We start from the raw sequence: 26,517 nt of genomic DNA, 5'->3' as shown, positions 1-26,517 counted from the left end.
TTTAAAGCACCTTTAATAAGTTATCCAGGGACTTTACCGCCCTGTCGTATGTGGTATCCATATTGTATAATTCAATATTCTCAGGAGAGTAAACTGCTTTCCGGCATAACGCTATTAGAGTATTAAACTCAGCAATAGATGTTTCATCAGCCCCTCTTTTTTTGAGAACATCCTCTATTTCAGCAACATTAATGTTTGCGAACGGGAGATTTAATTTGTCCGCTGCGGCACCTAACAGAACCTTGCTGACCTCATTATGAAACGATTTCAGATTACCCGCTTCCAACGCTTCCTTAGCCTTTTTCAGTCTTTTCCTTGATTCGCCGGACACGCGCCGCCTTCTTTGATAAGCGACATTCGTGCTCATCTGATCATGATGCCTTCTGAATAGAAAAGCTCCTGCGAGGGCGAACATCGGAGACACTCCCCAGAACAGCAGCCAGCCGGTGTCGAGTATTTTTTCGTTTCTTTTACTGAATTCGGAAGTTTCCCTTTTTATAAATCGTATATCGCTGCTTATTATAACTACCTCTTCTCTCGTGAGTCCCGGATTGACTGCCACAAAAGAACGGTCTCCTTCCTCAACATCAATTATAATCGGCTTTGACCTCGACACCTCATATTTATTCTTCTTCGGATTAAAATAAGTCAATTCAATTCGATTAAGCTCCATTTGACCCGCTTTACGCAATATCAATACGTATTCGTAATTCTTTTCCCCATATATGCGACCCCGCTTAACGGAACTTTGCTGGTTGATTTCAGGCTCGAAAATTTCCACTCCATCGGGAAACTCAATTACGGGAGCCCTTGTTGATTTAATGTTTCCGGCTCCGGAAATCTTTACCCTCAATGTAATTGCGTCATTTACTTCCGCCTCAGATTCCACAATTTCCGCTGTTATTTTAAAATCACCCACTGCACCGGAAAAATCTTCGGGTTTTCCTTTCTCGGGAAGAGGAAGAACGTTTATTTTGAGGCTGTTTGACAGCACGCGTTTGTTCACAAATCTTCCAAAGGGATCATCGAAAAAATCATCAAATATACTGTTAGAGCGACGCCTTTTAACTCTCTCTTTGAAATCAAGGGGAAGCTCCGCTAACTCCAGCTTACCGGAACGGGTAGGAAATAAAGCGAATCGTCCCACGACTGCGGTACTGTACCGAACCCCATCGATTATTTCTTCTTCCACCAATGGTTTTGCCGGCTGAGGAATCTCTTCGACCCAGAATCCGATTGCCTCCGGAGGTGACGGAGTATTGAAATTAACCAGCCGTACTCTGGTATAAATTCTGTATGTAACCGTTACCTGCTCTCCTTTATAAACCTTATCTTTATCAATTGAAGCCACCAGAAAGGTAGACTTTTTCTTTCCGCCTTTTTGATTTAAGCCCTGAGCGGTTATCGGATTTTTTCTTCCACGGGAAGATGATACGTTGATACTGATGGATTCCGATTTGTACGTCATACCTCTATATCTTAGAGTCGCCGCTTCTATTTTAAAACTTCCATTCTTTTTTGGCTCCAGCACCCAGGTATAGGTAGCCGAAGAACTTATTTCGCCATTGAAATACGAAAAATTGGTTGATTGGGACGGTCCGCCTACAATATAAAAATCATTGAATTCTGATACTTCAACATCCGGTAAGTTCAGCTGACGTTCGCCGCGAATTTCCAGCTTATATGTAAACCGCTCTTTTAAACTTAGATCGCTGCGGGAAACCGATGCCTCCATCTCTATCTCATTCTGAGCGATTGAGACGTCAAAGAAAATCAAGACAACAAGAATGGTATATATCAGTTGTCTTAACATTACCAGTCTTTTTCCGGCTGTCTTCTTCTCACCGTCTTTGCGGATATGTAATCCTTTAATGCTTCCATCTCCTGCTGCTCTAAGGCATCGAGAATGTCCTTGTATTCTTCCTGTGTTCGTTCTTTTTCTTCCTGTTGTTGCTGCTGCTGTTTATTTTTCTGTTCATTTTCATTATGCTCTTGCTCGTTATCATCTTCCTTTTCTTCGTTTTCTTTCTTTTCACTCTCATCTTGCTCCTCAGAATCTTCGTTTTCCTCTTCTTGCTCGTCGTCGCCTTCCTGTTTTTGATCATCCTCTTGGAGTAAATTCTTCACGAATTCATAATTAAACTTTGCGTCTTCATCTTCCGGATTAAGCATCATAGCATTTTTAAAAGCCTGAAGACTTTCTTCCGGTTTATTTAATTTAAAGTATGTATTTCCTAAATTATAATACGCTCTCGATTTCGTGTAATTGTCTTCAGAGTCCAGAGCATCCTCAAAACCCGATTTAGCGGCATTAAAAGTTCCTTTTTTATAAAATGAGCTTCCTAAATTGAATTTTAGATTAGTGTCATCTGATTTATCCGCTAACATATCTGAATAGAGCTTTATAGCCTTATCATATTCTCCGTCTCTATACGCTTGTAAAGCTGGATCTGTCGTGCTCTCCTGGGCGTACAGCGGCGCTGTTACCACAAAAATCATAATAAGAAACATTACTTTATTTATATCTGCCATGCCACTCTTTTAGAAGTTTACGCTTTTCGGGGATAAAAGGTTCAGTCATAAGCAATAAAAGGGTGAAAGCGACTATATATTGGTACCATTCTTTGTATTCATCGAACTCTCTCGTGCTGAATTCGCTCTTCTCCATCAATCTGATCTCTTTATGTACCATTTCAAGTCCATTACTCCGTTCGCCGATTCTGAAGTATCTTCCACCCGTAATACCGGAAATCTCATCGAGAACAACTTCATTCAATTTGCTTGTCACAATCTTATCTTCACTGTCTCTCTTAAATCCTGTTCTTTCTCCGCGGTTATTGTATAAAGGTATTGGCGCGCCGGAGACTGATGCAACCCCAACGGTGTAAATTATTGCTCCCGTCTCGACAGCTTTTTCCGCCGCTTCAGTCGTATGCTTTTCATGGTCTTCTCCGTCGGTGAGCAGAATAATTACTTTTTGTGTAGCTCTCTCTTCGGTAAACGATTCCAATGCGATTTCGATCGCTTCGGCAGTTGCAGTTCCCTGAGTTCCGATAATATCAGTATCAAGTATATCCAACATCATTTTGGCGGCGGAATAATCTAAAGTAAGCGGAACCTGAAGATAGGCTGTTCCTGCGAATGCCACCAACCCCACCCTGTCGCCTTCCAGCTTATCTATAAACCGGGAAATCTCAAACTTGGCTCTCTCTATTCTGTTTGGAACTATATCCTCCGCCTGCATACTCTTTGAGACGTCCAAAAGTATTATTATATCTATCCCCTCCCGCTTGACCTCGGAAAGTACCGTCCCCATTTGCGGTCCCATAAGAGCAAAAATAAGCAGCGAAATCGCGAAAATAACTGTCAATACTTTCGCGGCTTGTCTCTTCCGGCTTGTGCTGCGATGAAGTCTTTTGACTACTTCCATTTCACCTAATGAAGATAAAAGCCGATTTTTTTTCTTCAATGAAAAATAAAGCATTAATACCAGCAGTGGAATGAACCATAGAAAATAGATAAAACTGTAATTTACAAAACGGAACATCAGGGCAATCTCCGAGAATAAGTCATTCCCGCAAAAACTTCTATCAGAAGGATAATCAATCCCGGAAGTAGTAGAAATGAATACAATTCTTCAAATCGCGTATATTCCTTGACTTTTATTTCAGTTTTTTCCAACTCGTTGATTTCGTTGTATATATCCTGAAGCCGTTGTTCGTCTGCTGCGTGAAAATATTTTCCATTGGTGCGCTCGGCAATTTTTATCAACATTTCTTCATCTAAATCACCTTGAAGCAATCTGCGCGATTTCGTTCCAGCGCCGATAGTGTACACTTTAACGTCAAATGCCGCAGCCAGCTCTGCCGCGGTAAGCGGCTGCACCTCACCCGAGTTGTTGCTGCCGTCAGAAAGGAGAATCATAATTTTACTTTTGGCATCGCTTCTTCTTAGCCTGTTAACACCGCTTGAAATAGCAAGACCAATAGCTGTGCCGTCATATTTTTTGGGAACAATTCGGACCTTTCTTAAAAACGATCGTAGTACATCGTAGTCCAACGTCAAAGGCGCTTGAATAAACGATTCAGCGGCGAAAACTATAAGTCCTATCCTGTCATTTTTCCTGTTTTTTATAAACAAATCCGCTACGGCTTTTGCCGCCTCTAATCTGTTCGGTTTAAAATCTCTCGCTTCCATACTGCTGGAAATATCCAGAACGAGCATTATATCAATTCCTTCTGTAGTGATTTCCTGATTGGTAACCCCCGAACGGGGACGCGCGAATCCGAATATTATAAGAGTCAGCGCAATCAAACGCAGAGCAAACGGGAGATGAACCCGTAGCGATACTTTCCTGCCGGATATCTTGCTGAAAATCCGGGTATCGGAAAACCTTAATTTACTGCGAAGAGCTTCATTCTTTCGCAGATACCAATACAGGAGAGCGGGTACGAATAAGAGTAACCATAGAAATTCTATATTTTCAAAAGATATCATTCTAATCCACCGTTAAGACGGTAAAATAGAATGATTTGTTGTAAAAATCTAAGTGATTATTGACTCTTCAATTTTAGAGGCAATCCTCAGTATTCCAAGTTCATCAAAAGGTTTTCCGATTATTTGTACACCGATAGGCATTCCATCGGTTGATTTTCCGCCGGGAACGCTAATACCCGGCAATCCGGCAAGGTTAAGAGAAGTTGTGTAAACATCAACAAGATACATCGCCAGAGGGTCGTCCATTTTTTCGCCGATATTAAATGCCGTTATCGGTGAAGTAGGAGTGATTATCGCATCAACCTTTTCGAAAGCCTTTAGAAAATCATCACGTATCAATCTTCTGACCTGCTGCGCTTTTTTATAGTACGCGTCGTAGTAACCCGCTGATAATACATAAGTTCCGAGCATAATTCTTCTTTTAACTTCTTCGCCGAATCCTTCACTTCTTGACGAATTATATACTTCGGACAGGTCGCTTCCCGCTCCTCTATGTCCGTAACGCATTCCGTCATATCGCTCAAGATTTGAGGATGCCTCGGCAGTGGCAATGATATAATATGTTGCGATGGAATATTCCGTGTGGGGAAGCGATATATTGATTACTTCAGCTCCCTTAGACTTTAAGTCATCAATAATTTTACTGACGCTTTCAACTATCTCCTCATCACAACCCTCTCCATAATACTCTTTCGGTAACCCGAGCTTCAATCCGTTAACATCACTCTCGAGCAAACTCGGATAATCCGGTACTTCATTTGCAGCGGAAGTAGAATCGCGCTCATCCGAACCGGAAATTACTTTCAGTAAAGCCGCGCAATCGCTGACGGAACTGGCTATCGGACCTATTTGGTCAAGAGACGACGCAAACGCCGTTAATCCGTACCTGGACACTCTCCCATAAGTCGGCTTCATCCCAACTACCCCGCAGAAAGAGGCTGGCAACCGAATTGAGCCGCCTGTGTCGCTTCCGAGAGCCATATCTACAATGCCTGCCGCTACCGCAGCGCAGGAACCACCGCTGGAACCGCCGGCGACTTTTTTAGGATCATGCGGATTTTTTACAGGACCGAAATACGAGTTTTCATTGGATGATCCCATAGCAAATTCATCCATATTAGTTTTTCCGAATAAGAGAGCCCCGCTTTGTTTTAACTTATCCACCACCGTTGCATCATAAAGCGGTACAAAATCCTTGAGTATCCCCGAAGCACAGGTCGTAGGAATTCCTTCTGTGGAAAGCAGGTCTTTTATCGCTACAGTTTTGCCTGAAAGCTCCCCGTTATTCCCCGATTTCATTTTATCGGATATTCGGTTCGCGGAGGCACGTATTTCATCATTGTTGATATATGTAAATATATTCAACTCTTCCCGTTCTGCCGACAGAGCGATAGAATCTTCAACCTTACTTAGAAACTTTTCGTACTCCTCCACACTACTCCTGAATATCGTAATTTAAATTGAAGGATTATCCTAATATGAATCGCTGCTAAAGTGAATTACCGCTTAAGCTTTCGGAGAGTCATCTTCCTTGGATTCGTCAGCTTCATCCTGCTTTATTTCCTGGGATACCTCTTTCGCCGCTTTTCGGAACTCCATAATGCCTTTGCCTAATCCCCTTGCAAGCTCAGGGAGACGCTTCGCTCCGAACAACAATAGAATAACAAGGAAAATTATAATCCATTCCCAACCGCCGGGAAATCCCATTTTATGCTCCTCTGTTATTTATTAACGCCACCACCTTAGAAGATAATAAGAAATTCCGATTCCAATCAAGCTTATTACGTTTAACGTAATACTAAATCCAACTGTAATAGACAGCAATATTATATTTATTGTCCCCGGTCCTATTGATAAAGTTGTGGAAATCAGGAAAAATTGTTTTACTACGCCTTCAGGTAAGATAAATGCTAAGATTTTTCCCACTAATGTGCCTATTACCGCGCCAAGCACTATAATGGTAACTACCATTCCAATTTGTTTACCTTTGTTCAACATATCCTTTTTTTTCGCTTAACCCGCAGCTGTTATTGATTCAAATATTCCCAATCCGTCATCGGAGCCTAAAATGGATTCACTCGCTCGTTCCGGATGAGGCATCAATCCTAACACGTTACCTGATTTATTATAAATTCCGGCAATATCGGCAATTGAACCGTTCGGGTTGGATTCATCGTTCACATTCCCATCCTTGTCACAATATCGGAAAGCTATCTGATTGTTTGACTCAAGCAGAGCCAAAGTTTCCGCATCAGCAAAATAATTTCCTCCGATATGCGCTATCGGCATTTTTAAAACCTGTGATTTTTCATATTTCGCGGAATAAACAGGATTATCTGCCTCAGGTGTAATATATACATCGTCGCTGATGAACCTTAAAGAGTCATTAGTTACCAGCGCTCCGGGCAACAATCCGCATTCGAGCAATATTTGAAATCCATTACAAATACCAAGAACAGGTTTACCTTTATTCGCAAATTCTATCACAGAATCCATAATCGGAGAAAACCGCGCAATTGCGCCGGCTCGTAAATAATCGCCATAACTGAATCCACCCGGAAGTATCACTACATCCACTTCTTCAAGCTCGGAATTTTTGTGCCAAAGCATTTTCACGTCTTGAAGAAGAACGTCCTGTAATACGTGTTGAGCGTCTAAATCGCAATTTGATCCGGGAAATACGACTATACCGAATTTCATTTAACGCATTTACTCCTCAAGCAACTCATAAGTATATTTCTCTATTACAGGGTTTGATAACAGCTTTTCGCAGGCTTTTTCGGTTGATATCCGAGCTTCTTCTAATTCAGCAGAATCAAACAGAATTTCAAAATATTTACCTGTTCGGAGTTCCTTGATTCCCTCTATGCCGACCCCCGGAAAAGCTTCTAAGATAGTTTTACCCCGCGGATCTAAAATACCGTCCTTTAATGTGACTTTTACCCTGGCTGTTATCAAATCGCCGTCATTCCCGGATAGTGGAGTCGGTAATTTCTGATTCTTCTTTCCCATTATTCAGTATCCAACGACCGATAACATAGGTTAGATATGTAAAAGTAATCGGGAATATTACCAAACCTCTGAAAGTGAGCATCAAGATACCTGAGGCGACCATTATCCACAACATAATATTAACCTTACCATCTCTTTTTAAGGAGAAGTGAGGGAATTTATCGAAAGGAATATGACTTATCATAAGAGTGGATGTTAAAATTATAAGAGGTATTACAAACCTTGCCGCCCCCATATTATAAGGGACTGCAAAATTAAAAAGAACCAATGACGAATGTAACATCGCCATACCCGGAACGGGTAAACCCACAAATTTTGCGGAATGTTTCTCCGAATGAATATTGAATTTCGCCAGCCTTATTCCCGCGAATAATAGAGGCACAAATGCAACTATGGCTCCTGCCACTACCCAATCTCCGGAAAAGGCTTTATAAAGTAATACTGAGGGAGCAAGTCCGAATGAGATAATGTCTGCCATTGAATCAAATTCTAACCCAAAATGTGATGGCTGATTCAATTTACGGGCTATTTTTCCATCAAGAGCGTCAAACAGAGTAGCTATTATTATAAAATATGCTGCCATGGAAAACTTGCCGTTGATTGTAGCAAGAATTGAGAGGTAACCGCTCATTTGGTTCATAACCGTAAATACACTCGGTACCACAGATTTGCTTATTCTAAACATCTATAATCCCTATTACTGTTTCCCCTCCCTTAACTTTATCACCAACTTTAACTCGAATCTCCGAGTTCAACGGGAGGAGAATATCAACCCGACTTCCAAACCTTATTAATCCGAATCTTTCTCCAGCGCTGACAGATTGACCGGGTTCAAGTTTCCAGACTATTCGCCTTGCGATCAATCCTGCTATTTGTTTAAAGTATATTTTTTTGCTTCCAGTGTCAATAGAAATAAGCGTTTGCTCGTTTTCGAGCGATGCCTTTTCATTCCAGGCGGCTAAGAATTTTCCCGGGTAATATTTTATTTCATCAACAACACCCGAAATCGGAATCCTGTTTATATGCACATCGAATACCGATAGAAATACAGACACCTGAATCAGCTTTTCGTCAGACAGTTCGGGAAAACTCGCCTCTTTTACCACCACTACTTTACCGTCAGCGGCGGATATTACAAGTCCTACTCCTTCCGGCGTAACTCTGTCGGGATCACGAAAGAAAAAAATTATAAAGAGCAAAAGCACTCCTTCGGCGAAGGTGAATCCCCAAATAATATTGCTTCCGGTAAAGGATGCAATTATCCCCAAGATTATCAGTACTAATCCTGCTGCTCCAATGAATGGAAGTCCGTCTAAAGCCATCTTATATCTCTAATATTAACCGAGAACTCTTGACAAAATTTCCTTGTAGGCGCTTACCACGCCTCCAAGATCTTGCCTGAACCGGTCTTTGTCAAGTTTCTTTTTAGTCTCTGCATCCCAGAAACGGCAGGTATCAGGCGAAATTTCGTCACCAAGATAGATTGTTCCGTTTTGAAGCCCGAACTCCAATTTAAAATCAACCAGCAGTAGGTCTCTTCTAATTAAAAAATCTTTTAAGACAACATTTATCTTTTTAGCATATTTTCCGATTTCCGTCACCTGGTCCAGAGTGGCAAGCTTGAATGCCACAGCATGTTCGTTACTTATCATCGGATCATGCAGCTTATCTTCTTTTAAATAATACTCAAGCACAGGTTGCTCAAGTTCCGTCCCCTCTTTAATACCGTATTTCTTTACAAGGCTTCCGGCAGCGATATTTCTCATTACGACTTCTAATTTGAACATCTCAAGTTTTTTTACCAGCATGGATGTAGCGGTCAGCTTTTTCTCGTAATGAGTTGGAATGCCAAAGGTTTTCAAATAATCGAATAGGAATGCCGATACCTGATTGTTGACCTCGCCTTTTCCTTTAATAGTACCTTTCTTGGCGCCATTTCCTGCTGTAGCATCATCCTTAAAGAGTTGAATTACAAGTTCATCGTCTTTGGTAGAATATATTTTTTTTGCTTTACCTTCATATAAAAGATTTTTCTTGTCCAACACGTTCCTCCGTTAATGTAGATTCAATCTATCAAATATTTCATCTACGTATTTTAAGTTCAATTCCGGCTTGAAACATTCTTCAATTTCTTCCTCACTTAGCAGAGATTGAACTTCGTTATTTTCCTGTAAACATACTTTAAAATCTATCTGCTCGTTCCAGGCTTTCATTGCAGATGTCTGTACAATCGAATATGCTTTTTCTCTGGCTATCTCTTTCTCAATCAGCTTAAGCAGCACTCCCCCTGAATAAACAAGATTAAATGATTGATTAATATTTTCTCTCATTCTATCCGGATCCACTATCAGATTTTCCATTAATGAACTAAATTTCTTAAGACAATATACCACTGTAATAGTGGCATCCGGAATTATAACTCTTTCAACTGATGAATGAGATATATCCCGCTCGTGCCACAACGCCACATTTTCCAGAGCAGCAAGCGAATATCCTCTTACGAGACGCGCCATTCCACTGATTCTTTCGGCGAGGATCGGATTTTTTTTATGCGGCATAGCCGAAGAGCCTTTTTGTCCTTTACTGAAATACTCCTGAACTTCTCTTACTTCCGTCCTCTGTAAATGGCGAATTTCCACAGCAAATTTTTCCAGGCTGGATGCTATCAATGCAAGCATGTTCAGATAACTTGCGTGTCTGTCTCTCTGAATTATCTGGTTGGATATAGGGGCAGGCGTTAATCCAAGCCGTTCACATACCGCAGATTCTATTTCAGGACCCAAATGAGAATACGTTCCCACAGCGCCCGATATTTGACCTGTAGAAATATCTTCTAATACCTCTGACCATCTTTTTTTATGTCGTCTCACTTCCTCTATCCATACGGCGAGCTTCAAACCGAATGTCAGCAGCTCTGCGTGGATACCGTGGGTTCTGCCTACCATTACGGAATTCTTATGTTCTAACGCTCTTTTTATCAATACATCTTCAAGAACCGACAGTTCTTTAGCGATTATCATTCCCGCTTCTTTCATCCTCATAGCGAGTGATGTATCAAGAAGGTCTGAAGAGGTCATTCCGAAATGCATATAACCGGAATTATCACCCACATACTCGGCAACATTAGTGAGAAAAGCGATTACGTCATGATTAACTTCATTTTCAATTTCGTCAATCCGCTTAACGGAAAACTTACCCTTTGCGCGAATGGATTTTGCTGCTTCCTTCGGAATCATACCTATTTCGGATTGCACCTCGGCGACTATGGTTTCTATTTCGAGCCAGGTATCAAATTTATGCTCTTCCGTCCAAACATTACCTATTTCTTTCGGAGTGTATCGGTCTATCATAATAATTACTTGTGAGATTTTCCTAAAATCATTTTAACGCCTCTAACCGAATTCCCTCTTTTAATTTCGATAGTCAATAAATCTCCGGCTCTCAAAAAATTTTCCTCAATTATTCTGAAGATATCGTCATCATCAATCACTTCAACATTATTTACTTTAATAATTATATCGCCTACGAGTAATCCGGCTTTCGAAGCCGGGCTTTTCTTTTCAACGTTCGTGACAATCACACCCTTTTCAGTTTTCAAGTCCAAATGTTTCGCTAACAGCCGATTCAGGTTTCTTACTGCCATTCCCGTCCAGAAACTTCTATCAACTTTACCCATAGTCCTTAATTCCTCATAAACGGAAATTGCTCTGTTCACGGGTATGGCGAAACCGATTCCAATTGACCCTTCAGAAAACCGGCTACCGGTGAAGATAAAAGTGTTCACACCGATTACTTCACCAATTGCGTTAAGCAATGGACCGCCGCTGTTTCCGGAGTTTATCGAGGCATCCGTCTGTATCATATCCTGATAAACTCTTCCTGATTCCTGTTGACCGAAATCAAGATCTAATCCGGATACCACACCTACTGTTGCAGTAGGCTTTTTACTTACGTCGAAAAGCCCGAATGGATTACCGAGAGCAATGACCCATTCCCCGATAATTATATCATCTGAATTGCCCATTTTCAGGAATGGAAAATTTTTTCCCTTGATTTTCAGCAATGCAATATCAGATACCTCATCAATGCCTACTATATCGGCATTGTGATCTGTTCCATCAGATAAGGTCACTATAACTTCTTCAGCGTTTTCAATTACGTGCGTATTGGTCAGTATAAACCCATCCGATGAAATTAAAAAACCGGAACCCAAACTTTTTATTCTTTGCCTGAATACCCTATCAGGAAACAGAAGCGACCAAATAGGGTCCTTGTCAAACGGAGTCCGTGAATATTCACGAATCTGAGTAGCATTTATTCCTGCAACTGCCGGACTGGCATCGGCAACTGTCCTTGTTATCATATTATTTCTATTATTAGAAATAAATGCATTCGCATCGTTTTTATCCTGCGCGGTTAGATCTTGTATTAAAGAAACAGATACCAATAATATTAAAATATAATATATCGACTTATGACCTTTCATCTTTCGTATGCAAAAACCTGTTATGATTTCATTGACTCCCAGTCTTTAAGGAACTGCTTCAAGCCAATATCCGTTAAAGGATGCTTTGCCATCTGATGAAGCACTTTCATCGGAAGCGTAGCGATATCCGCTCCGTATAAAGCTGAATCAACCACATGGATCGGGTTCCGAATACTCGCAACGATTATTTCCGTTTTATATCCGTAATTATCGTAAATCTGCCTGATATCACCAATAAGATTCATCCCCTCAGCTGCCATATCGTCTATCCTGCCTACAAACGGGCTAACGAAAGTAGCTCCGGCCTTAGCGGCTAATAGCGCTTGAAGTGCTGAAAATATCAGCGTTACGTTGGTCATAGTTCCTTCACTGCTTAAAATCTTCACAGCTTTTATGCCATCAACCGTCATAGGAATTTTAACACAGATGTTTTTATGCAGTTCTCTTAGCTTTCTGCCTTCTTCTACCATTTCATCTACTTTAAGTCCTACCACTTCAGCGTTTACCGGCCCGTCAACAAGTTCACAAATTTCTTTTATTACTGTTTCAAAATCCCGACCTTCTTTAGCGATTAAAGTTGGATTTGTTGTTACTCCATCCACAATTCCCCATGAAGCGCCTTCTTTAATCTCATCCACATTTGCAGTATCTAAAAATATTTTCATTTCACTCCTCTATCAATTCACATCGTTGGGATAAATAACTTTTTCAAGATATAACCCGTGAGCAGGGGCAGTAGGCCCTGCCGCTCTTCTATCAGACTTCTCAAATATCAATTTAAAATCTTCAATACCAATATTACCGTTACCTATTTCTATCATTGTGCCGACAAGCGATCTTACCATATGGTGCAGAAACCTGTCAGCTCTTATAGTATAATACAAAAAATCATCATATTCATTCCACACGGATTTTAATACGTTACAATTTCCGTTTTCGGTTCCCGAGGTCGCTTTGCAAAATGAGTTGAAGTCTTTTTGTGTCATAATGAAATTTGCGGCAGAATTCATTTCACTTACATTTAATTCAATCTCCAGACGGTGAGCGAAATGTCGTTCAAGCGCAGTCACTCTCCTAATAATTTTATATCCGTAGTGCCGTTCAATCGCGCTTCTGCGCGAATCAAATTTATCATCTACATCCTCCGATGCAAGAACCCTTATGTCTCTCGGTAGAGTGCCGTTAAGCCCGCTCTTTATCTTATCCGCAGGAATATCAGCGGATGTTTTAAAGTTCGCTACCTGCCCTTTAGCATGCACGCCTTTATCAGTTCTTCCGGCTCCCGTTACCGTCAAGTCCTGCCCCACTATTATTTTAAGACTTTTTTCTAATTCCCCCTGCACGGTTATCCCGTTTTTTTGTTTTTGCCACCCGCTGTAGTTAGTTCCATCATACTCCAAAAGAAGTTTCACATTCCTCATATTAAAAATACGTTGCTCCTGTAACCGCTGTGGCAATAAATGTTGATATATAATCAGCCGTGGAAAATCTGAACTTCTTTAATCGTGTTTTAGCGCCGGGACTGCTATATCCTCTCGATTCAAGCACAAGAGCTAATCGCTCCGCTCGAGCAAGGCTTAGTGTGAAAAGCGGAATCAGCACAGGAAGCATCCGTCTGACTCTGCTAAAGAGACTATTCCCCATTGAAATTCCGCGGGCAATCTGTGCCTCCTTTATCCGAACAGCCTGATCAGAAATTATCGGAACAAAAGACAGCGCCAAAAGAAAAAGAAGGGAGATACGCTCAAGCGGAACACCGATTTTTCCTAACGGAGCTGCCAACTCCCTCAGAGATTCCGCCAAACTTGCCGGTTCAACAGTCATACTGAAATAAGCTCCGGCAGAAACTAATATTCCAACCCGATAAGTAAAAAAAAGCGCTTTGTTCACTATTTCATCCGAATATGATAATCCCGTTCCACCTAAAAAGCTCGCATTGAAAATAAAATGAAATACGAACGTTAACGGAACAAGCAATAAAAAGTATTTTGATCTCTGCCAAAACCGTTTAAACCCCGAAGGCTCAACTCCTATTATTATCAATAAAAACAGCAGAGAAGTCAGCGTTGACCGCATCCCTCCTACCATTGCGAGAATGAGCAGACAAACAAAAAATATAGATTTAACGCGTGGATCATATTTCATATAAAAAGAATTGGAAAGGTCGATTATTGATCCTGATATATTTTTAGCATTGTTAACGAGTAGATAAGTTAAGCTGAATAAAATAAAAGTCAAATTTGCTGCGAAATCATTCGTTGAATTTTATTATCGGCCGGTCAAGGGAACTTTTGCTTGACTTTGTTAGGAGAATTGAGTTGGTTAAATGCTCCGAATTAACGAGGGAAAAATAATTCAATTTTTACAGATGGTGCTCTATTGAAGAGATTGTCAGATGCCGTAAATTCAGCTTTAACTAACAGCTTAGCCGTAAAAAAGGGTGAAAAGGTTCTTGTCATCACTGATGCGAAAACACGGCATATCGGAATATTATTTCATGAAAGGGCAAAAGAATTGGGAGCCGAATCGTTTCTCATTGATATGATTCCGCGCTCTACAGACGGTGAAGAGCCGCCTGATGCCATAGCGAAGCTTATGCTCTCCACCGATGTTCTTATTTGTCCCACAAGCAAATCGCTGACACATACAAATGCTCGAAGAGCAGCCAGTAAAAAGGGTGCGAGAACCATCACGCTTCCAAACGTAAACGAAGATATGTTAGCGCGCGCGGGGAATGCGGATATGAAAAGAATGTCTCTTATCACAAATAAAATATCAGATATTCTCACTATAGGTCGAAATGTTCATATCACTACCGCGTCGGGAACTGATTTGAGAATGTCCATCAAAGGGAGAAAAGGAATACCCGATACCGGATACGTAACCAATCCGGGAGAGACATGCAATATTCCGGCGGGCGAAGCTTTTTTAGCTCCGGTGGAAGGGAAAACGGATGGTATAATGGTAATCAACGGTTCTATGGGAAATACAGGGATTATCAAAAAACCTATTAAAATGTATATTTCGAATGGCTATGTCACAAAAATTATCGGAACACGCGAAGCCCGCATTTTAAGAAAACAGCTTGCGCCTTTCGGTAAAAAGGGGAGAAATATCGCCGAACTCGGTATAGGAACCAACCATAAAGCGATTCTCACGGGAAATATCTTAGAAGACGAAAAAATTCTCGGAACCGTTCATGTTGCGCTTGGAAACAATATAAGTATGGGCGGAACCTGCGATGTTGGAATTCACTTAGACGGCATTTTACTCAAGCCGACCTTGACTATTGATGATAAAGTGATTCTATCGGGAGGAAAAATCAGAATATGAAGTTCATAGAAACTACAGGCGTGCCTTCCGGGCTAATCTTCAACTGTGCGCTTTCGATAGACCTGCCAATCATCTGATTCCGTCCGTATCTGTAGCTTGTATTCATAACGCTAATTATTCTATTTAATATTAAAAATCCGATGGTGTATTCGATATTTAGTTGAGCGTTTTCACTGTCAAACCGCAGTGATTTATACCTGAGCCTTGCCTCATTTGAACTCCAGTTCCAACTATACTCCTCCAAATTATAAACGCTTGTCGGGTCTCGACTCCGTCTCCTGGAAGCGTTGAAATCTTCAACAGTGTTATACCCGCCTATATTTGCGAAAAACAGATCATCCTTGCCATTTATATCAACTCCCGCATTTGCCGAAGCAAAAACTTCAAAATCCTCTTTCTTCCAATTTTTAACTTTTATGTTCCATATCAATGACAACCAGAGCGCTGTTTCGGACGAATGAAATATTTTGGCTGATGTATGACTTCCGATTGACTTTTCTCCCAAGCCCGGCAATAAGAACGATAACAAAACAGCTTTTCTCTTTGTAGGATAATTATCATAGTCGATTCCCTGAGACAGCATTAGATTTGCATTTATACTTTTAGAAGTCACATCCGCAGACATCCTCTGCACCAATCCTACAGGGATAATCTTTTTGTCGTCCCCATCTGAGGGATATAAGTAGGAGTTGCCGATTAAGATAATTAGAGCAATCAAAATTCCCGATGATTTAGTCAATTTCAATATTTTCAACTCCTCACCGAATATAAAAGATATGTAATAATCCCGGCGATCACTCCTGCCAAAAATTTTTCCATTTTGCTGCTTGAGAATTTAACTTCCCTCTTACTCTTTAAAAAATCGGGAGCGCCCTGTTCTAATAAACCGGTATCAATTCCCTTTACCGAATCATTTCCCAGAAAACTCAAATCCATTTCTTTTCCCCAATTTATATTCCCATCTGACTTCGAATAAAGCAATAACTTAAAGTTTCCTGATATTTTTCTCAATCCGTCGCGAAGTTCAAAGTTGATTTTCGGATTGAGAATATTCAATTCAACAATATTTGTGAGAGTGTCAACATCATCATCCAATATAGTGGTATATCCCATTTCGTCAAGCGCTTCTTTGACTGCGGTTGTCACAAACAAAGTCTTGGCTTCATTTTCTGAACTTAAAATTCTATACGTTTTTTCTTTAGGAATCGCATTAACCGTCAGACTGTCGGTCACTATCTTTTTTATTGCTGTTTCTGCAAATCGAACATTATTCATTATTTCATCCTGCCCGGATAATTGAGCGCTCACTATTAGAATCAAGAAGATTGAAATAATTTTATACTTCATTTTTACCTGACGGTAGCTTTACATAACTTATTCCTACTAATAGAAGTGTGATAACGGCGGTTATCCAACCGACATAATCGCCGTACTTATTGTATATCGTTTCCTCATCAAGAAGCTTCAGCTCTCCGGAAAGTACGCCTCTTTTCCCGAGTCCTATCTTTTTCGTGATTCGCCCGAAAGGGTCAATAAGCTCCGATATTCCCGTATTTGCGCACCTGGCTATCGACCGACGATTTTCTATTGCTCTCATCACGGCTATCTGAGCATGCTGGTATGGGCCTGAAGTGTTTCCGAACCATGCGTCATTAGTGATGATGATGAGAAGCTCCGCCCCGCCTGATACAAAAGTCCTTGATGATGAAGGAAATACGGATTCGAAACAGATACCTACGGAGAATTTTTTGCCATCTAAATCAAATACTTTATAGTCCTCTCCACTTGTAAAATTTGCCTGTCCTACATCAAAATTAGAGAGAAACGGTAACTTATCCTCGAACGGAACTTTCTCGGCAAAAGGCACCAGATACATTTTATGGTAACGTTCTATATTTCGAGTTCCGGGACGAAGAAGAAAGCAGGAATTATATTTGTGAAACTTATCTTTTCCATAGTATTTATAATCTAACGTACCGGTCAAAAGCGGAATTCCCACCGAATCAACAAAAGAGAGTACCTGATCAAATCTGTTGTCCCTGTTTGTACGTAGATATGCCGGCGTAGCAGTTTCGGGCCAAATTATGAGATCGGGATTATATTTTCCCGCTTCGGCTGTCAGCTTTCCGTAATTCCGATATACTTCGTCTCTCAACTCCACATTCCATTTGTCTTTCGGATCAATATTCGGCTGTACGATACTGACTTTTATTGAATTGACCGTATTTTCAAGAATCGTATCTGCGCCGCTTAGAACAGCAGTTCCATATAGCCAGGGGATTAAAAGCGCCATACCTCCGGCTATTGCATATATTCCTGCAATTTTCGGCTGTGACAGCGATTTCAGCGCTTTAAACGCTAATACATTCACGAATATAAGTAAAAATGATACTCCCCATGCTCCTGTTATTGAGGCAAATTGAATCAGCGGAATATAATACGTTTGGGAGTTTGCTATCATTGTCCACGGAAACCCTAAAGAACCGTGTGAACGAACGAATTCAATCCCTACCCATACGACCGGCGCTGCCCAGATTGCGGAGTCTCCCCATTTTTTCAGTAGCCGAACGTGTATCCATCCGTATAATGTGAACCAGAGAGCAAGAACTGAAACTGAACCAATTACTGTTAATATTCCGACAAAAGCAGACGCTCCGGAATTTGCTCCTATCCAATAAATAATTATTAGATTTGCTACCAATCCCGTAATAAAGTTTTTCCTGAACATTTTAGCGTTGAGGTTTCGTTCAAGAAAATAAAAGTATGGAACAAAGGCTATCCACGCGAAATAGCCCGTATTTAGCGGAGGAAACGAACCTCCAAATAAGAGAGCAAAAAAACCGAGTAAAGCGTAATCAACTTTCTTTTCGCGTTTTATATTACTTTCTTCACCGTTCAATTCAGTGTTTCTCTATATGATCCAAATATGACCGTAATATGAGAGCCGCAGCCATTTTATCTACTTCGCCTTTGTCCTTCCTATAATCTACGCCTAATTTCCGCAATTCGCTCTTTGCATCTTCCGATGAATATTCTTCCGGCCAGGTCTCTACTTTAACTTCCACACTGGATTCGAGTTCCCTAACGAATTCTTTCACTGATTCCGCCATTGGGCCGCTCTCGCCGTCAAGAGAGTAAGGTATTCCCACTACTACTCCATTTACGCCATTTGATTGAATTATTTCTAATAACTCTTTGATTAAATCTTTTCTATTATTGTTTTGAATTGTGTTAAAACCGCTGGCTATAATTGCCAATGGATCTGTCATGGCAAGCCCTACCCGCTTCTCGCCGTAGTCGATTGCTAAAATACGCCCGGGTTCATTCAAGATTTTCGCATAATTGATGAATTGCCACTGAGGTATTTATGATTAAAACTAATTTTGAAATTGAAAGTTCGTCAGCCTTGAAGTGAATCAAGCGGTAGTCTCAGAGATTTTTTCAGCAATTTGCCGGGTCTAAAGTGGGTCTTTCTCCGTGGAGGAACATGAATTATTTCATTTGTACGAGGATTTCTCGCTTTCGGCTTCGCTTTTGTCGGTTTAACCTCAAATACACCGAAATTTCTAACCTCAATTCTAATCTGCGGGAAAGGCTCGCTCATCATTTCCCTGAGAGTAGTAAATACACCGTCCACTATCTCCTCAACCATATAAATTTTGAGACCCAATTTCCGAGCGGTTTGTCTTGCCACGTCTCGCTTAGTATAGGTTATTGAACTCATTTACTCATTCCTCATTATAATTATTGCATTTATAGATAAGTTTAAGATAAATAATAAGTTCATTAGCTTCAAGCTCTTTTACTATCCGCGTTCGACCCCTATAATACCTGGTATATTTGATATTTTCTTACTAACCGTATTAAAATGTTTAAGATTTCTGACCTGGACTACGAGATTGACTCCCGCGATCGAATCCTCCACATCAAGATCGAGGCTTAAAATATTTGTGTTTGTTGACGAGATAGCTTCTGTCAGGTCTCTAAGGAAATGTTTTCTTTCCCTGCCTTGAATCCTTACGCGAACGAGAAACTCATCTTTTTTACCTGTATCCCACTCCACTTCTATAGATCGGTCCTTGGAACTAAATAAATGCGCAGAATCCTTACAGTCCACTCTGTGTATAGTAACACCCTTTCCCCTTGTTATAAATCCGATAATATCGTCTCCGGGAATTGGTTGACAGCATTTACCAAAATTAATCATAATGTTATCCAATCCCTGTACTTTAACGCCCTTGACCCGCCTTCTTGCTCTATCTAAAAAACTTTTTTTATCCTTCTCTTCTTCTTTTTCTTCTTTAACCTCGGAAGGAATAATAATATTTATTAGTTTTTCAAATGGATAATTTCCCGATCCAACCGCTTTATATAAGTCTTCCATTGTATTATAATTGGTGTTGACCAGCGCTTCTTTGAGCTTCTGCCTCGCCTTGGAAACTTTCCTTCGTTTGAGCTTCTTATCAATTATTTCTTTCCCCAGCTTAATTGCTTGCTCGGATCTTTCTTTCGCTATCCACCGTTTTATTCTGCTTCTCGCTTTTCCCGTCTTAACGAATTTTAGATGTGCCGAGTTGGGATGTTGGGAATCGCTGGTAATTATTTCGACGGAATCTCCGCTGGAAAGACTCGTATTTAACGGCACTATCTTGCCGTTTACTTTGGCTCCAATACAATGATTGCCCACTTCAGTATGAACTGCATATGCAAAATCTACCGGAGTGGAACCGGTTGGAAGCTGCATCAATTCACCCCTTGGCGTAAAAGCAAAGATTTCATCCTTAAACAGATCTATCTTTAGCGATTGCATAAATTCAGTCGGATTCGCATCTTCATTTTGAATCGCCTCAATAAGTTCTCTCAGCCATTTCATATACTGATCAAGGTCTTCATCTTCCTTTTTTCCCTCTTTGTACCGCCAATGCGCAGCAATACCGTCTTCTGCTGTTCTATCCATTTCATAAGTTCTAATCTGAATCTCGACCATTTTTCCACCCGGTCCGACGATAGTGGTATGTATTGATTGATAGCCATTTGCTTTTGGGATGGCGATGAAATCCTTGAAACGTTCTGCCACGGGATTATACATCGAATGCACTAATCCCAAAGTTGCGTAGCATTCCTCCACAGAATTTACAATTACCCTAATAGCAAAAAGATCGTAAATCTCTTCAAACGGCTTTTCCCTTCTGGTCATTTTCCCAAAAATACTGGAAAAATGCTTAGGTCGGCCTGATATATCCGCTTCAATTTTAGATTCTTTTAGCTTTACTTTTAATGGTTTCGCAACTTTTTGAATATATCTCTCACGCTCTCCCCTCTTACCCTTAACCTTTTTTTCTATAGCCGCGTAAGAATCAGGTTCAAGAATTTTTAAACAAAGATCCTCTAATTCCCATTTTATCCTACCCATTCCGAGACGATGAGCCAATGGCGCATAAACATCGCGAGTTTCCAATGCGATTCGTTTTGCTTTCTTTTCCGGAAGATATTCAAGCGTTCTCATATTATGCAGACGATCTGCGAATTTAATTAAAATTACTCTAAGGTCTTCAATCACAGAAAAAAGCATCTTCCTGAAATTACCGGCCTGTTTTTCTTCATTACTCTTATAATCAAGCTCGGAAATTTTCGTTACGCCATTTACGAGACGGCTGACCTCATCGCCGAAAGTATTTGCTATATCGTCAATAGATACTTCTGTATCTTCTAAAACGTCATGCAATAGCCCACTGGCAATAGTGACTATATCCATATTCATTTTACACAGATTCAGAGCAGTTTGATAGCAGTGTTCAAAGTATGCTTCGCCGGAAAGCCGGGTTTGACCCTTATGCGCCCGACGGGCAAAAGTATATGCCTCCCAAAGAAAATCACCGTCCTTGGAACTTATTTCATACTCGATACTACCTAAAAGTTTGCGGAATTTCCTCGGATATTTAGGGATAACACGTTTTTCTATCGCGTCTAATACATTAATCAATTTGATACCACCTTAAAAAGGAGGCGTGTCGTATTCGAATACCTTGTTTTCAAACCTCGCATAATTACTCAAGAATGTCAATCTGACGGTTCCTGTTGGTCCGTTACGTTGTTTTCCGATAATAATCTCCGCTTCGTCTTCATCAGGCTGCTGGTATCCTTCTTCATATCTGTCATACATCCCCTCTCTGTATATAAATAACACAAGATCGGCATCTTGTTCAAGTGCGCCGCTTTCTCTTAGATCAGAAAGCTGCGGACGTCTGTCCTTCGTACCTCTCTGCTCGGGTGCGCGAGAAAGTTGAGAGAGAGCTATTATCGGAATGTTGAGTTCCTTCGATGTAGCTTTAAGGGAACGAGATATAGTTGAAATCTCCTGTTGTCTGTTTTCTGTATTTGCCGGCCCGGTCATCAATTGAAGGTAATCAATAAACAATATACCTATATCATATTCTGCTTTAAGTCTTCTGGCTTTTGCCCTTAATTCCAAGACAGTTAGACCGGCTGTATCATCAATAAATATAGGAGCTTTAAATAACTTGTTACTGGCATTTACTAAACGGGAACGATCCTGATTTGAAGATTTTTTCATCTTGACATCGAGTGAACTCACCTTCGCTTCCATACATAATAATCGGAGCGCAAGTTCATGAGCTGACATTTCTAAACTAAAAAACCCTACGGAAGTATTGCTTGTGAGAGCCATATTTTTTGCCATTGAAAGAGCCAAGGCCGTTTTACCAACGGATGGACGCGCTGCAATAATAATGAGATTAGAATCCTGAAACCCTGCCGTTTTCTTATCGAGTTCCGTATAGCCGCTTGGAATACCCGTGACATATCCTTTAGTCTGGCTGATTTTATCAATGTATTCCATTGTGTCATGGATAATAGGCTCAATAGGTCTGAATGAGCTGTTCCATCTCCCTTCGGTAAGCTGAAATATCTTTTGCTCGTAAGATTCAATCAACTCATTTACTCCCGTGGAAGCGTCATATCCGTCAGAGGTCATTCTGCCTCCCAGGGAAATCAAATTTCGGAGCAGCACCTTCTCGATAATTATATCAATGTATTTATCAATATTTGAAGCTAAGGGGGTACTTTCCAATAATCCGGTCACATAAAAACTTCCACCCACTTTTTCGAGCTGACCCTTTTGTTTCAGCTTATCGGATACAGTAATCTGATCTATGGGCTGAGAATCATTAAAAAGCTCATTCATCGCGGTATAGATGAATCTGTGCTCGGCAAAATAAAATACGTTTGTATCCCAAATCCGCTCGAATGCTTTAAATGTCGCTTCTTTGCTCAGCATCATTGCGCCGAGGACAGATTCTTCCGCTTCCCTCGAATATGGAGGTACTTTTTCCTGTGAACCCTTTGATTTAGCCATTTATGCCATACTCGAATTAGCTGTCAATTCTTTTAACCGATCCCTTACCTTTTGCATATCTTCCCAACATGGTCTCTTCCAATTCGGATTCCTCAATAAGGCTGCCGGATGGTATGTGACCATCATCTCGCTGTCACCGAAAAAGAAAGTTTTACCTCTCATATCACCAAGCGACATTTCCTCGCCGATGAGCCAAACACCCGATATCCGCCCGAGAGCAAGAATCAATTTTGGTTTGATGATCTCTATTTGTTTCTTAAGATAAGGCTTACAGGTTTCAGATTCAGTTTTTAATGGGTCCCTGTTATTGGGAGGTCTGCATTTCAAAACATTTGCAATATAGACTTCTTCTCTCGAAAGCCCTATCGAATGAAGTATCTTGTCGAGTAATTGCCCTGCTCGTCCTACAAACGGCTCTCCCTGAAGATCTTCATTTTGTCCCGGCGCTTCGCCGATAAGCAGCAGGTCGGCGTTCGGATTACCGACTCCGAATACAAATTTAGTGCGAGTGCTTCCAAGTGAGCAGAGCTGGCAATCTTTAATTTCATTATAATATGCTTCAAGAAGTTTCGCTGAATCACCGTTTTTATCGGCATTTCGATTCGGTCTGAGTTTTTCGTCAAGCAGGATTTCCGAACCATACAATTCCTTCTGCTGTTCAAAATATCGAGCTGCTTTGCTATTTAATGGAGGCGACAAACGATTAATTTCCGTTCATCATATTCGATAACTTATCAACGATTATACGTGATAGCTTTTTCTTGCTCATTAAATCAAAATTTTCCACTTCGCCGGCAGAGTTTATCATCGAGACTTTATTTGTATCATATCCGAATCCCGCACCCTCTTCAGTGGGATTGTTGGCGATGATAAGGTCGAGGTTCTTATTCTTCAGCTTGGCCTTTGAATTCTTGATCATATTTTCGGTTTCCAGACTAAAACCTATAATTTTCTTATTTCCCTTATCTTTGCCGATCAGTGTCAGGATGTCATCGGTAGGTTTTAGCTCGAGTTTCAATGTTCCCCAATTCTTTTTCAGTTTGTGTTTTTTAATATCTGAATTTGTGTAATCACCCACTGCCGCAGCCATTATCAATGCATCTGATTTCTTAAACTCCTTAACCACCGCGTTTTTCATCTCCTCAGCGGTTGATACTCGAATTAATTTAGAAATTGCAGGTTCTTCCAATTCAGAATGTCCGCTTACAAGTGTAACTTCAGCGCCCTGAAGAGAAGCTGCTTCAGCAATCGCGTATCCCATTTTCCCTGTTGAGGGATTTGAAATAAAACGTACAGGATCAATGAATTCTCTTGTAGAACCGGCCGTAACCAATATTTTCTTACCATTAAGGCTGCCCGGCTGCAAATGTCTTTCCACTGAATGAATTATTGTTTTATTTTCTGCGAGTCTGCCTACCCCGATTGAACCGCTCGCTAATTCTCCCGTCTCAGGCTCGATAAATCCAAAACCCGCTTCTTTTAATCGGGCAACATTTCCCTGAACAATCGGGTTATAATACATTCCTGTTTCCATTGCGGCGGCAAATATTGTTTTTGTACCGGCATCACAAATTACTGTTGAAAGCAAATCGTCAGCTATTCCATTCGCCGCTTTTCCAATGATATTGGCAGTAGCAGGGCACACAAGAACTACATCAGCCCACTTTGAAATTGTAACATGACGAACGCCAACAGCTTCTTCATCACTGAACAAGCTCGTCCAGACAGGTTTCCCCGAGAACGTCTCGAATATCAGCGGAGTCATAAATTTCAGGGCAGAGTCGCTCATTATGACCTGTACTTCTGCCCCATGTTCATTCACCAGCTCACGCAATAGAGCAGCGGATTTATATATTGCTATGCCACCGGTCACTCCGAGAACTATTTTATGATCTTTGAAAATCATCTTCCGCTGCTTTAGGATTTTTCGGTTTTTTCTTCTTCTTCGCCTTCACTCAACTCTTCGTCTTCAGAGACAGGCATCGGTTTTACGTACTCGAATTCAATTTCGCCGTTTAAAAACTCGTTGAGCGCAACAGTAGCTACTTTAGTTTCTTTCACTGTGCTGATTACCGGAACTATCGGTTCAGCCGAGTAATCCTCTGCGTCGTCGTGGTCTAAAATTTCTTCTTTTTTTGAAAGTCTGGTGTTATTTATATGTTTGGCTCGTTTTGCCATTACAGTAACCGCCTCATACAAGTTTTTAGCTTTTCCTTCCAAGTCTCGCATTCTTATTGTTTCTAACCCCATTCGCTAACTTCCTCCTTTATTGTTAATACTGTTTTCAAAATCACTTACTGCGACATCAAAATCTTCGTTTTTAATTATTATATCAAAATCTTTTGATTTTAAAAGTTCATACTCGTATCGTTCCAAACGCTTTATAATTTTTTCTTCCGATTCAGTTCCTCTTGCCTGAAGTCTTCGTTTTAATTCCTCAATAGACGGCGGTTTTATAAAAATAGTAATTGTATCATCCGGGTATTCATTTTTTATTGCCATGCCGCCATGCACGTCTATATCGATTAACAATATATTTCCATTGCTGAGAGCAGTTTCTATGTCGTCCTTACGAGTGCCGTACATTGAATCATGTACCTTTTCATATTCAACAAATTCATCATTATTCACCGCATTTTGAAATTCTTCGGTACTCACAAATCGGAAGTCAACTCCGTCCACTTCCCCGGCTCTCGGCGGACGCGTTGTGAGGGATATGGAATAGCCTGAACGTGAATTTCTGCTCATAAATGCTTTGCAGATTGATGTTTTCCCGGAGCCGGATGGCGCGCATACTACCACAAGTAAACCTCTTTTATTTCCTGATGACAATTTCGTTTAAATTATATTTTGTACTTGTTCTCGTAACGATTCAATTACGTTTCTCATTTCTACTATTATATGAGAAATTGATACATTATTACTTTTAGAAGAAATCGTATTGGATTCACGATTCATTTCCTGCAATAAAAAATCAAGTCTTTTACCCACAGGCTCGTCAATTGTTAAATAATCTGTGAATTGACCGACATGACTATCTATTCTTACACATTCTTCCGAAATATCCAATTTATCTGATAGCAGGGCGAGCTCTTGATTAAGCCGGTCGAACTCCATTTCATTGCCGATGAGCTCTTGGGCTCTTACTTTTAATTTTTCGAATTGCGTAGACGCATTATCAGAAGATATATTCTTTATGCTTGTAACCTCTTCTTTTATCAAATTAATTCTTTCTGTAATATCTGCTGATAATTTTTCCCCTTCTTCGCTCCGCATATTTTCTACCTGAGTAAGCGCGCTTTCAAGGGCTTTAAGCATTAACTTGTGCAAATCTTCTTCGTCTATCTCTGATGGCTGAGCATATATATTGTTATTACTGAGCAGATGACTGAGCTGAATAGGCTCATCTATTCCTGCGTGTTTCTTAATCTCTTCTAAAAGAGAAGCATATTTTTTTACCGCGTCCGAATCTAATTTAGAAACATCTCCGTTTGAATTCGTAGCTTCCACATTTATATTAACATAGATTTTCCCACGCTTAAGATTTTTCTGTATTATGCGTCTTACCTCGTCATCCCATTGCATAAAACCTTTGTTATTTCTCAAAACAACGTCGCAATAGCGATTGTTCACCGACCGTAATTCCACCGCAACTGTGCAGTGTGGTCCGGTGGATTCCCCTCTTCCGTATCCTGTCATACTACTGAGCAAACTATCTCCTTAGCGCTTTTTTATTACCTGAAATGAGCGTTATAACTCATTTTATATTAAGCAAGGTAAAGTAAATATTACCGGACGGATAGTCAATAGTATT

Annotated in this window: 30 protein-coding genes; 1 reads left to right on the top strand and 29 read right to left on the bottom strand. The window is 40.6% G+C overall.

Features of this window, described 5'->3' with window-relative positions; genetic code table 11:
- Position 1: 1 nt before the first annotated feature.
- The 17 genes from IIB39_00430 to IIB39_00350 form a co-directional block, all read right to left on the bottom strand.
- Complete coding sequence (locus IIB39_00430) at positions 2 to 1,813, bottom strand: protein BatD (GenBank protein MCH8927165.1); 1,812 nt, start codon at positions 1,811 to 1,813, stop codon at positions 2 to 4.
- Positions 1,813 to 2,532 carry a tetratricopeptide repeat protein gene (locus IIB39_00425; protein MCH8927164.1) on the bottom strand — a complete coding sequence of 240 codons (720 nt, stop codon included), beginning with the start codon at positions 2,530 to 2,532 and terminating at the stop codon, positions 1,813 to 1,815. The genes IIB39_00430 and IIB39_00425 overlap by 1 nt, the downstream gene beginning before the upstream one ends.
- On the bottom strand, positions 2,516 to 3,547 hold the full coding sequence (locus IIB39_00420; GenBank protein ID MCH8927163.1) for a VWA domain-containing protein: 1,032 nt from the start codon (positions 3,545 to 3,547) through the stop codon (positions 2,516 to 2,518). Before IIB39_00420 ends, IIB39_00425 begins: the two co-directional genes overlap by 17 nt.
- Positions 3,547 to 4,494: a VWA domain-containing protein gene (locus IIB39_00415; protein ID MCH8927162.1), complete on the bottom strand. Its 948-nt coding sequence runs from the start codon at positions 4,492 to 4,494 to the stop codon at positions 3,547 to 3,549. The genes IIB39_00420 and IIB39_00415 overlap by 1 nt, the downstream gene beginning before the upstream one ends.
- A 51-nt stretch (positions 4,495 to 4,545) precedes the next feature.
- Positions 4,546 to 5,952 (bottom strand): Asp-tRNA(Asn)/Glu-tRNA(Gln) amidotransferase subunit GatA, encoded by a 1,407-nt coding sequence (gene gatA, locus IIB39_00410; protein ID MCH8927161.1) that lies wholly within the window; start codon positions 5,950 to 5,952, stop codon positions 4,546 to 4,548.
- Positions 5,953 to 6,003: 51 nt separating this feature from the next.
- A complete protein-coding gene (tatA, locus tag IIB39_00405) occupies positions 6,004 to 6,204 on the bottom strand; it encodes a twin-arginine translocase TatA/TatE family subunit (protein MCH8927160.1) in 201 nt (66 codons plus the stop codon).
- Positions 6,205 to 6,225: 21 nt separating this feature from the next.
- The gene (locus IIB39_00400; protein MCH8927159.1) at positions 6,226 to 6,495 is read right to left on the bottom strand and encodes a hypothetical protein; all 270 of its coding nucleotides are present in this window, start codon (positions 6,493 to 6,495) and stop codon (positions 6,226 to 6,228) included.
- 15 nt (positions 6,496 to 6,510) lie between these two features.
- Entirely contained in the window at positions 6,511 to 7,197 is a 687-nt protein-coding gene (gene purQ, locus IIB39_00395) for a phosphoribosylformylglycinamidine synthase subunit PurQ (GenBank protein MCH8927158.1), read from the bottom strand.
- Between the two features lie 9 nt (positions 7,198 to 7,206).
- Positions 7,207 to 7,452: a phosphoribosylformylglycinamidine synthase subunit PurS gene (gene purS, locus IIB39_00390; protein MCH8927157.1), complete on the bottom strand. Its 246-nt coding sequence runs from the start codon at positions 7,450 to 7,452 to the stop codon at positions 7,207 to 7,209.
- Positions 7,453 to 7,462: 10 nt separating this feature from the next.
- Complete coding sequence (gene pssA / locus IIB39_00385) at positions 7,463 to 8,194, bottom strand: CDP-diacylglycerol--serine O-phosphatidyltransferase (protein ID MCH8927156.1); 732 nt, start codon at positions 8,192 to 8,194, stop codon at positions 7,463 to 7,465.
- Complete coding sequence (locus IIB39_00380) at positions 8,187 to 8,831, bottom strand: phosphatidylserine decarboxylase family protein (protein MCH8927155.1); 645 nt, start codon at positions 8,829 to 8,831, stop codon at positions 8,187 to 8,189. Before IIB39_00380 ends, pssA begins: the two co-directional genes overlap by 8 nt.
- 15 nt (positions 8,832 to 8,846) lie before the next feature.
- Positions 8,847 to 9,551, bottom strand: coding sequence for a phosphoribosylaminoimidazolesuccinocarboxamide synthase (locus tag IIB39_00375; GenBank protein ID MCH8927154.1), 705 nt, complete (start codon positions 9,549 to 9,551; stop codon positions 8,847 to 8,849).
- 12 nt (positions 9,552 to 9,563) lie between these two features.
- Positions 9,564 to 10,859: an adenylosuccinate lyase gene (locus IIB39_00370; GenBank protein MCH8927153.1), complete on the bottom strand. Its 1,296-nt coding sequence runs from the start codon at positions 10,857 to 10,859 to the stop codon at positions 9,564 to 9,566.
- Positions 10,860 to 10,864: 5 nt separating this feature from the next.
- Positions 10,865 to 11,872, bottom strand: coding sequence for a trypsin-like peptidase domain-containing protein (locus IIB39_00365; GenBank protein ID MCH8927152.1), 1,008 nt, complete (start codon positions 11,870 to 11,872; stop codon positions 10,865 to 10,867).
- 143 nt (positions 11,873 to 12,015) lie between these two features.
- On the bottom strand, positions 12,016 to 12,660 hold the full coding sequence (gene fsa, locus IIB39_00360) for a fructose-6-phosphate aldolase (protein MCH8927151.1): 645 nt from the start codon (positions 12,658 to 12,660) through the stop codon (positions 12,016 to 12,018).
- 12 nt (positions 12,661 to 12,672) lie between these two features.
- Positions 12,673 to 13,407, bottom strand: a complete 735-nt coding sequence (truA, locus tag IIB39_00355) for a tRNA pseudouridine(38-40) synthase TruA (GenBank protein ID MCH8927150.1) — start codon at positions 13,405 to 13,407, stop codon at positions 12,673 to 12,675.
- Between the two features lie 10 nt (positions 13,408 to 13,417).
- A complete protein-coding gene (locus tag IIB39_00350; protein MCH8927149.1) occupies positions 13,418 to 14,233 on the bottom strand; it encodes an energy-coupling factor transporter transmembrane protein EcfT in 816 nt (271 codons plus the stop codon).
- Positions 14,234 to 14,374: 141 nt separating this feature from the next.
- On the opposite strand from IIB39_00350, the gene IIB39_00345 reads away from it, so the two are divergent.
- Complete coding sequence (locus IIB39_00345) at positions 14,375 to 15,328, top strand: aminopeptidase (GenBank protein ID MCH8927148.1); 954 nt, start codon at positions 14,375 to 14,377, stop codon at positions 15,326 to 15,328.
- Here the strand turns inward: IIB39_00345 and IIB39_00340 are convergent.
- The 12 genes from IIB39_00340 to IIB39_00285 form a co-directional block, all read right to left on the bottom strand.
- Positions 15,318 to 16,073 (bottom strand): hypothetical protein, encoded by a 756-nt coding sequence (locus IIB39_00340; GenBank protein ID MCH8927147.1) that lies wholly within the window; start codon positions 16,071 to 16,073, stop codon positions 15,318 to 15,320. The two genes, IIB39_00345 and IIB39_00340, sit on opposite strands and share 11 nt — an antisense overlap.
- Positions 16,074 to 16,078: 5 nt before the next feature.
- Complete coding sequence (locus tag IIB39_00335) at positions 16,079 to 16,675, bottom strand: hypothetical protein (protein ID MCH8927146.1); 597 nt, start codon at positions 16,673 to 16,675, stop codon at positions 16,079 to 16,081.
- Complete coding sequence (lnt, locus tag IIB39_00330; protein ID MCH8927145.1) at positions 16,665 to 18,227, bottom strand: apolipoprotein N-acyltransferase; 1,563 nt, start codon at positions 18,225 to 18,227, stop codon at positions 16,665 to 16,667. Before lnt ends, IIB39_00335 begins: the two co-directional genes overlap by 11 nt.
- 1 nt (position 18,228) lies before the next feature.
- The gene (ruvX, locus tag IIB39_00325) at positions 18,229 to 18,657 is read right to left on the bottom strand and encodes a Holliday junction resolvase RuvX (protein MCH8927144.1); all 429 of its coding nucleotides are present in this window, start codon (positions 18,655 to 18,657) and stop codon (positions 18,229 to 18,231) included.
- A 71-nt stretch (positions 18,658 to 18,728) separates the two neighbouring features.
- Positions 18,729 to 19,052, bottom strand: a complete 324-nt coding sequence (locus IIB39_00320; protein MCH8927143.1) for an integration host factor subunit beta — start codon at positions 19,050 to 19,052, stop codon at positions 18,729 to 18,731.
- An 81-nt stretch (positions 19,053 to 19,133) separates the two neighbouring features.
- A complete protein-coding gene (locus tag IIB39_00315; protein ID MCH8927142.1) occupies positions 19,134 to 21,311 on the bottom strand; it encodes a bifunctional (p)ppGpp synthetase/guanosine-3',5'-bis(diphosphate) 3'-pyrophosphohydrolase in 2,178 nt (725 codons plus the stop codon).
- Positions 21,312 to 21,323: 12 nt separating this feature from the next.
- The gene (gene dnaB, locus IIB39_00310; protein MCH8927141.1) at positions 21,324 to 22,703 is read right to left on the bottom strand and encodes a replicative DNA helicase; all 1,380 of its coding nucleotides are present in this window, start codon (positions 22,701 to 22,703) and stop codon (positions 21,324 to 21,326) included.
- A complete protein-coding gene (locus IIB39_00305) occupies positions 22,704 to 23,402 on the bottom strand; it encodes a uracil-DNA glycosylase (protein ID MCH8927140.1) in 699 nt (232 codons plus the stop codon).
- 4 nt (positions 23,403 to 23,406) lie between these two features.
- Complete coding sequence (gene coaBC, locus IIB39_00300) at positions 23,407 to 24,609, bottom strand: bifunctional phosphopantothenoylcysteine decarboxylase/phosphopantothenate--cysteine ligase CoaBC (GenBank protein ID MCH8927139.1); 1,203 nt, start codon at positions 24,607 to 24,609, stop codon at positions 23,407 to 23,409.
- A gap of 11 nt (positions 24,610 to 24,620) precedes the next feature.
- Positions 24,621 to 24,953 (bottom strand): DNA-directed RNA polymerase subunit omega, encoded by a 333-nt coding sequence (locus IIB39_00295; GenBank protein MCH8927138.1) that lies wholly within the window; start codon positions 24,951 to 24,953, stop codon positions 24,621 to 24,623.
- Positions 24,954 to 24,956: 3 nt separating this feature from the next.
- The gene (gmk, locus tag IIB39_00290; GenBank protein ID MCH8927137.1) at positions 24,957 to 25,535 is read right to left on the bottom strand and encodes a guanylate kinase; all 579 of its coding nucleotides are present in this window, start codon (positions 25,533 to 25,535) and stop codon (positions 24,957 to 24,959) included.
- A 6-nt stretch (positions 25,536 to 25,541) separates the two neighbouring features.
- Positions 25,542 to 26,414, bottom strand: coding sequence for a YicC family protein (locus IIB39_00285; GenBank protein MCH8927136.1), 873 nt, complete (start codon positions 26,412 to 26,414; stop codon positions 25,542 to 25,544).
- Positions 26,415 to 26,517: the final 103 nt, after the last annotated feature.

It is taken from the genome of Candidatus Neomarinimicrobiota bacterium, from assembly GCA_022573815.1.
GTDB lineage: Bacteria > Fidelibacterota > SORT01 > SORT01 > SORT01 > JACZTG01.
This window is presented reverse-complemented; position numbering and strand designations above follow the sequence as displayed.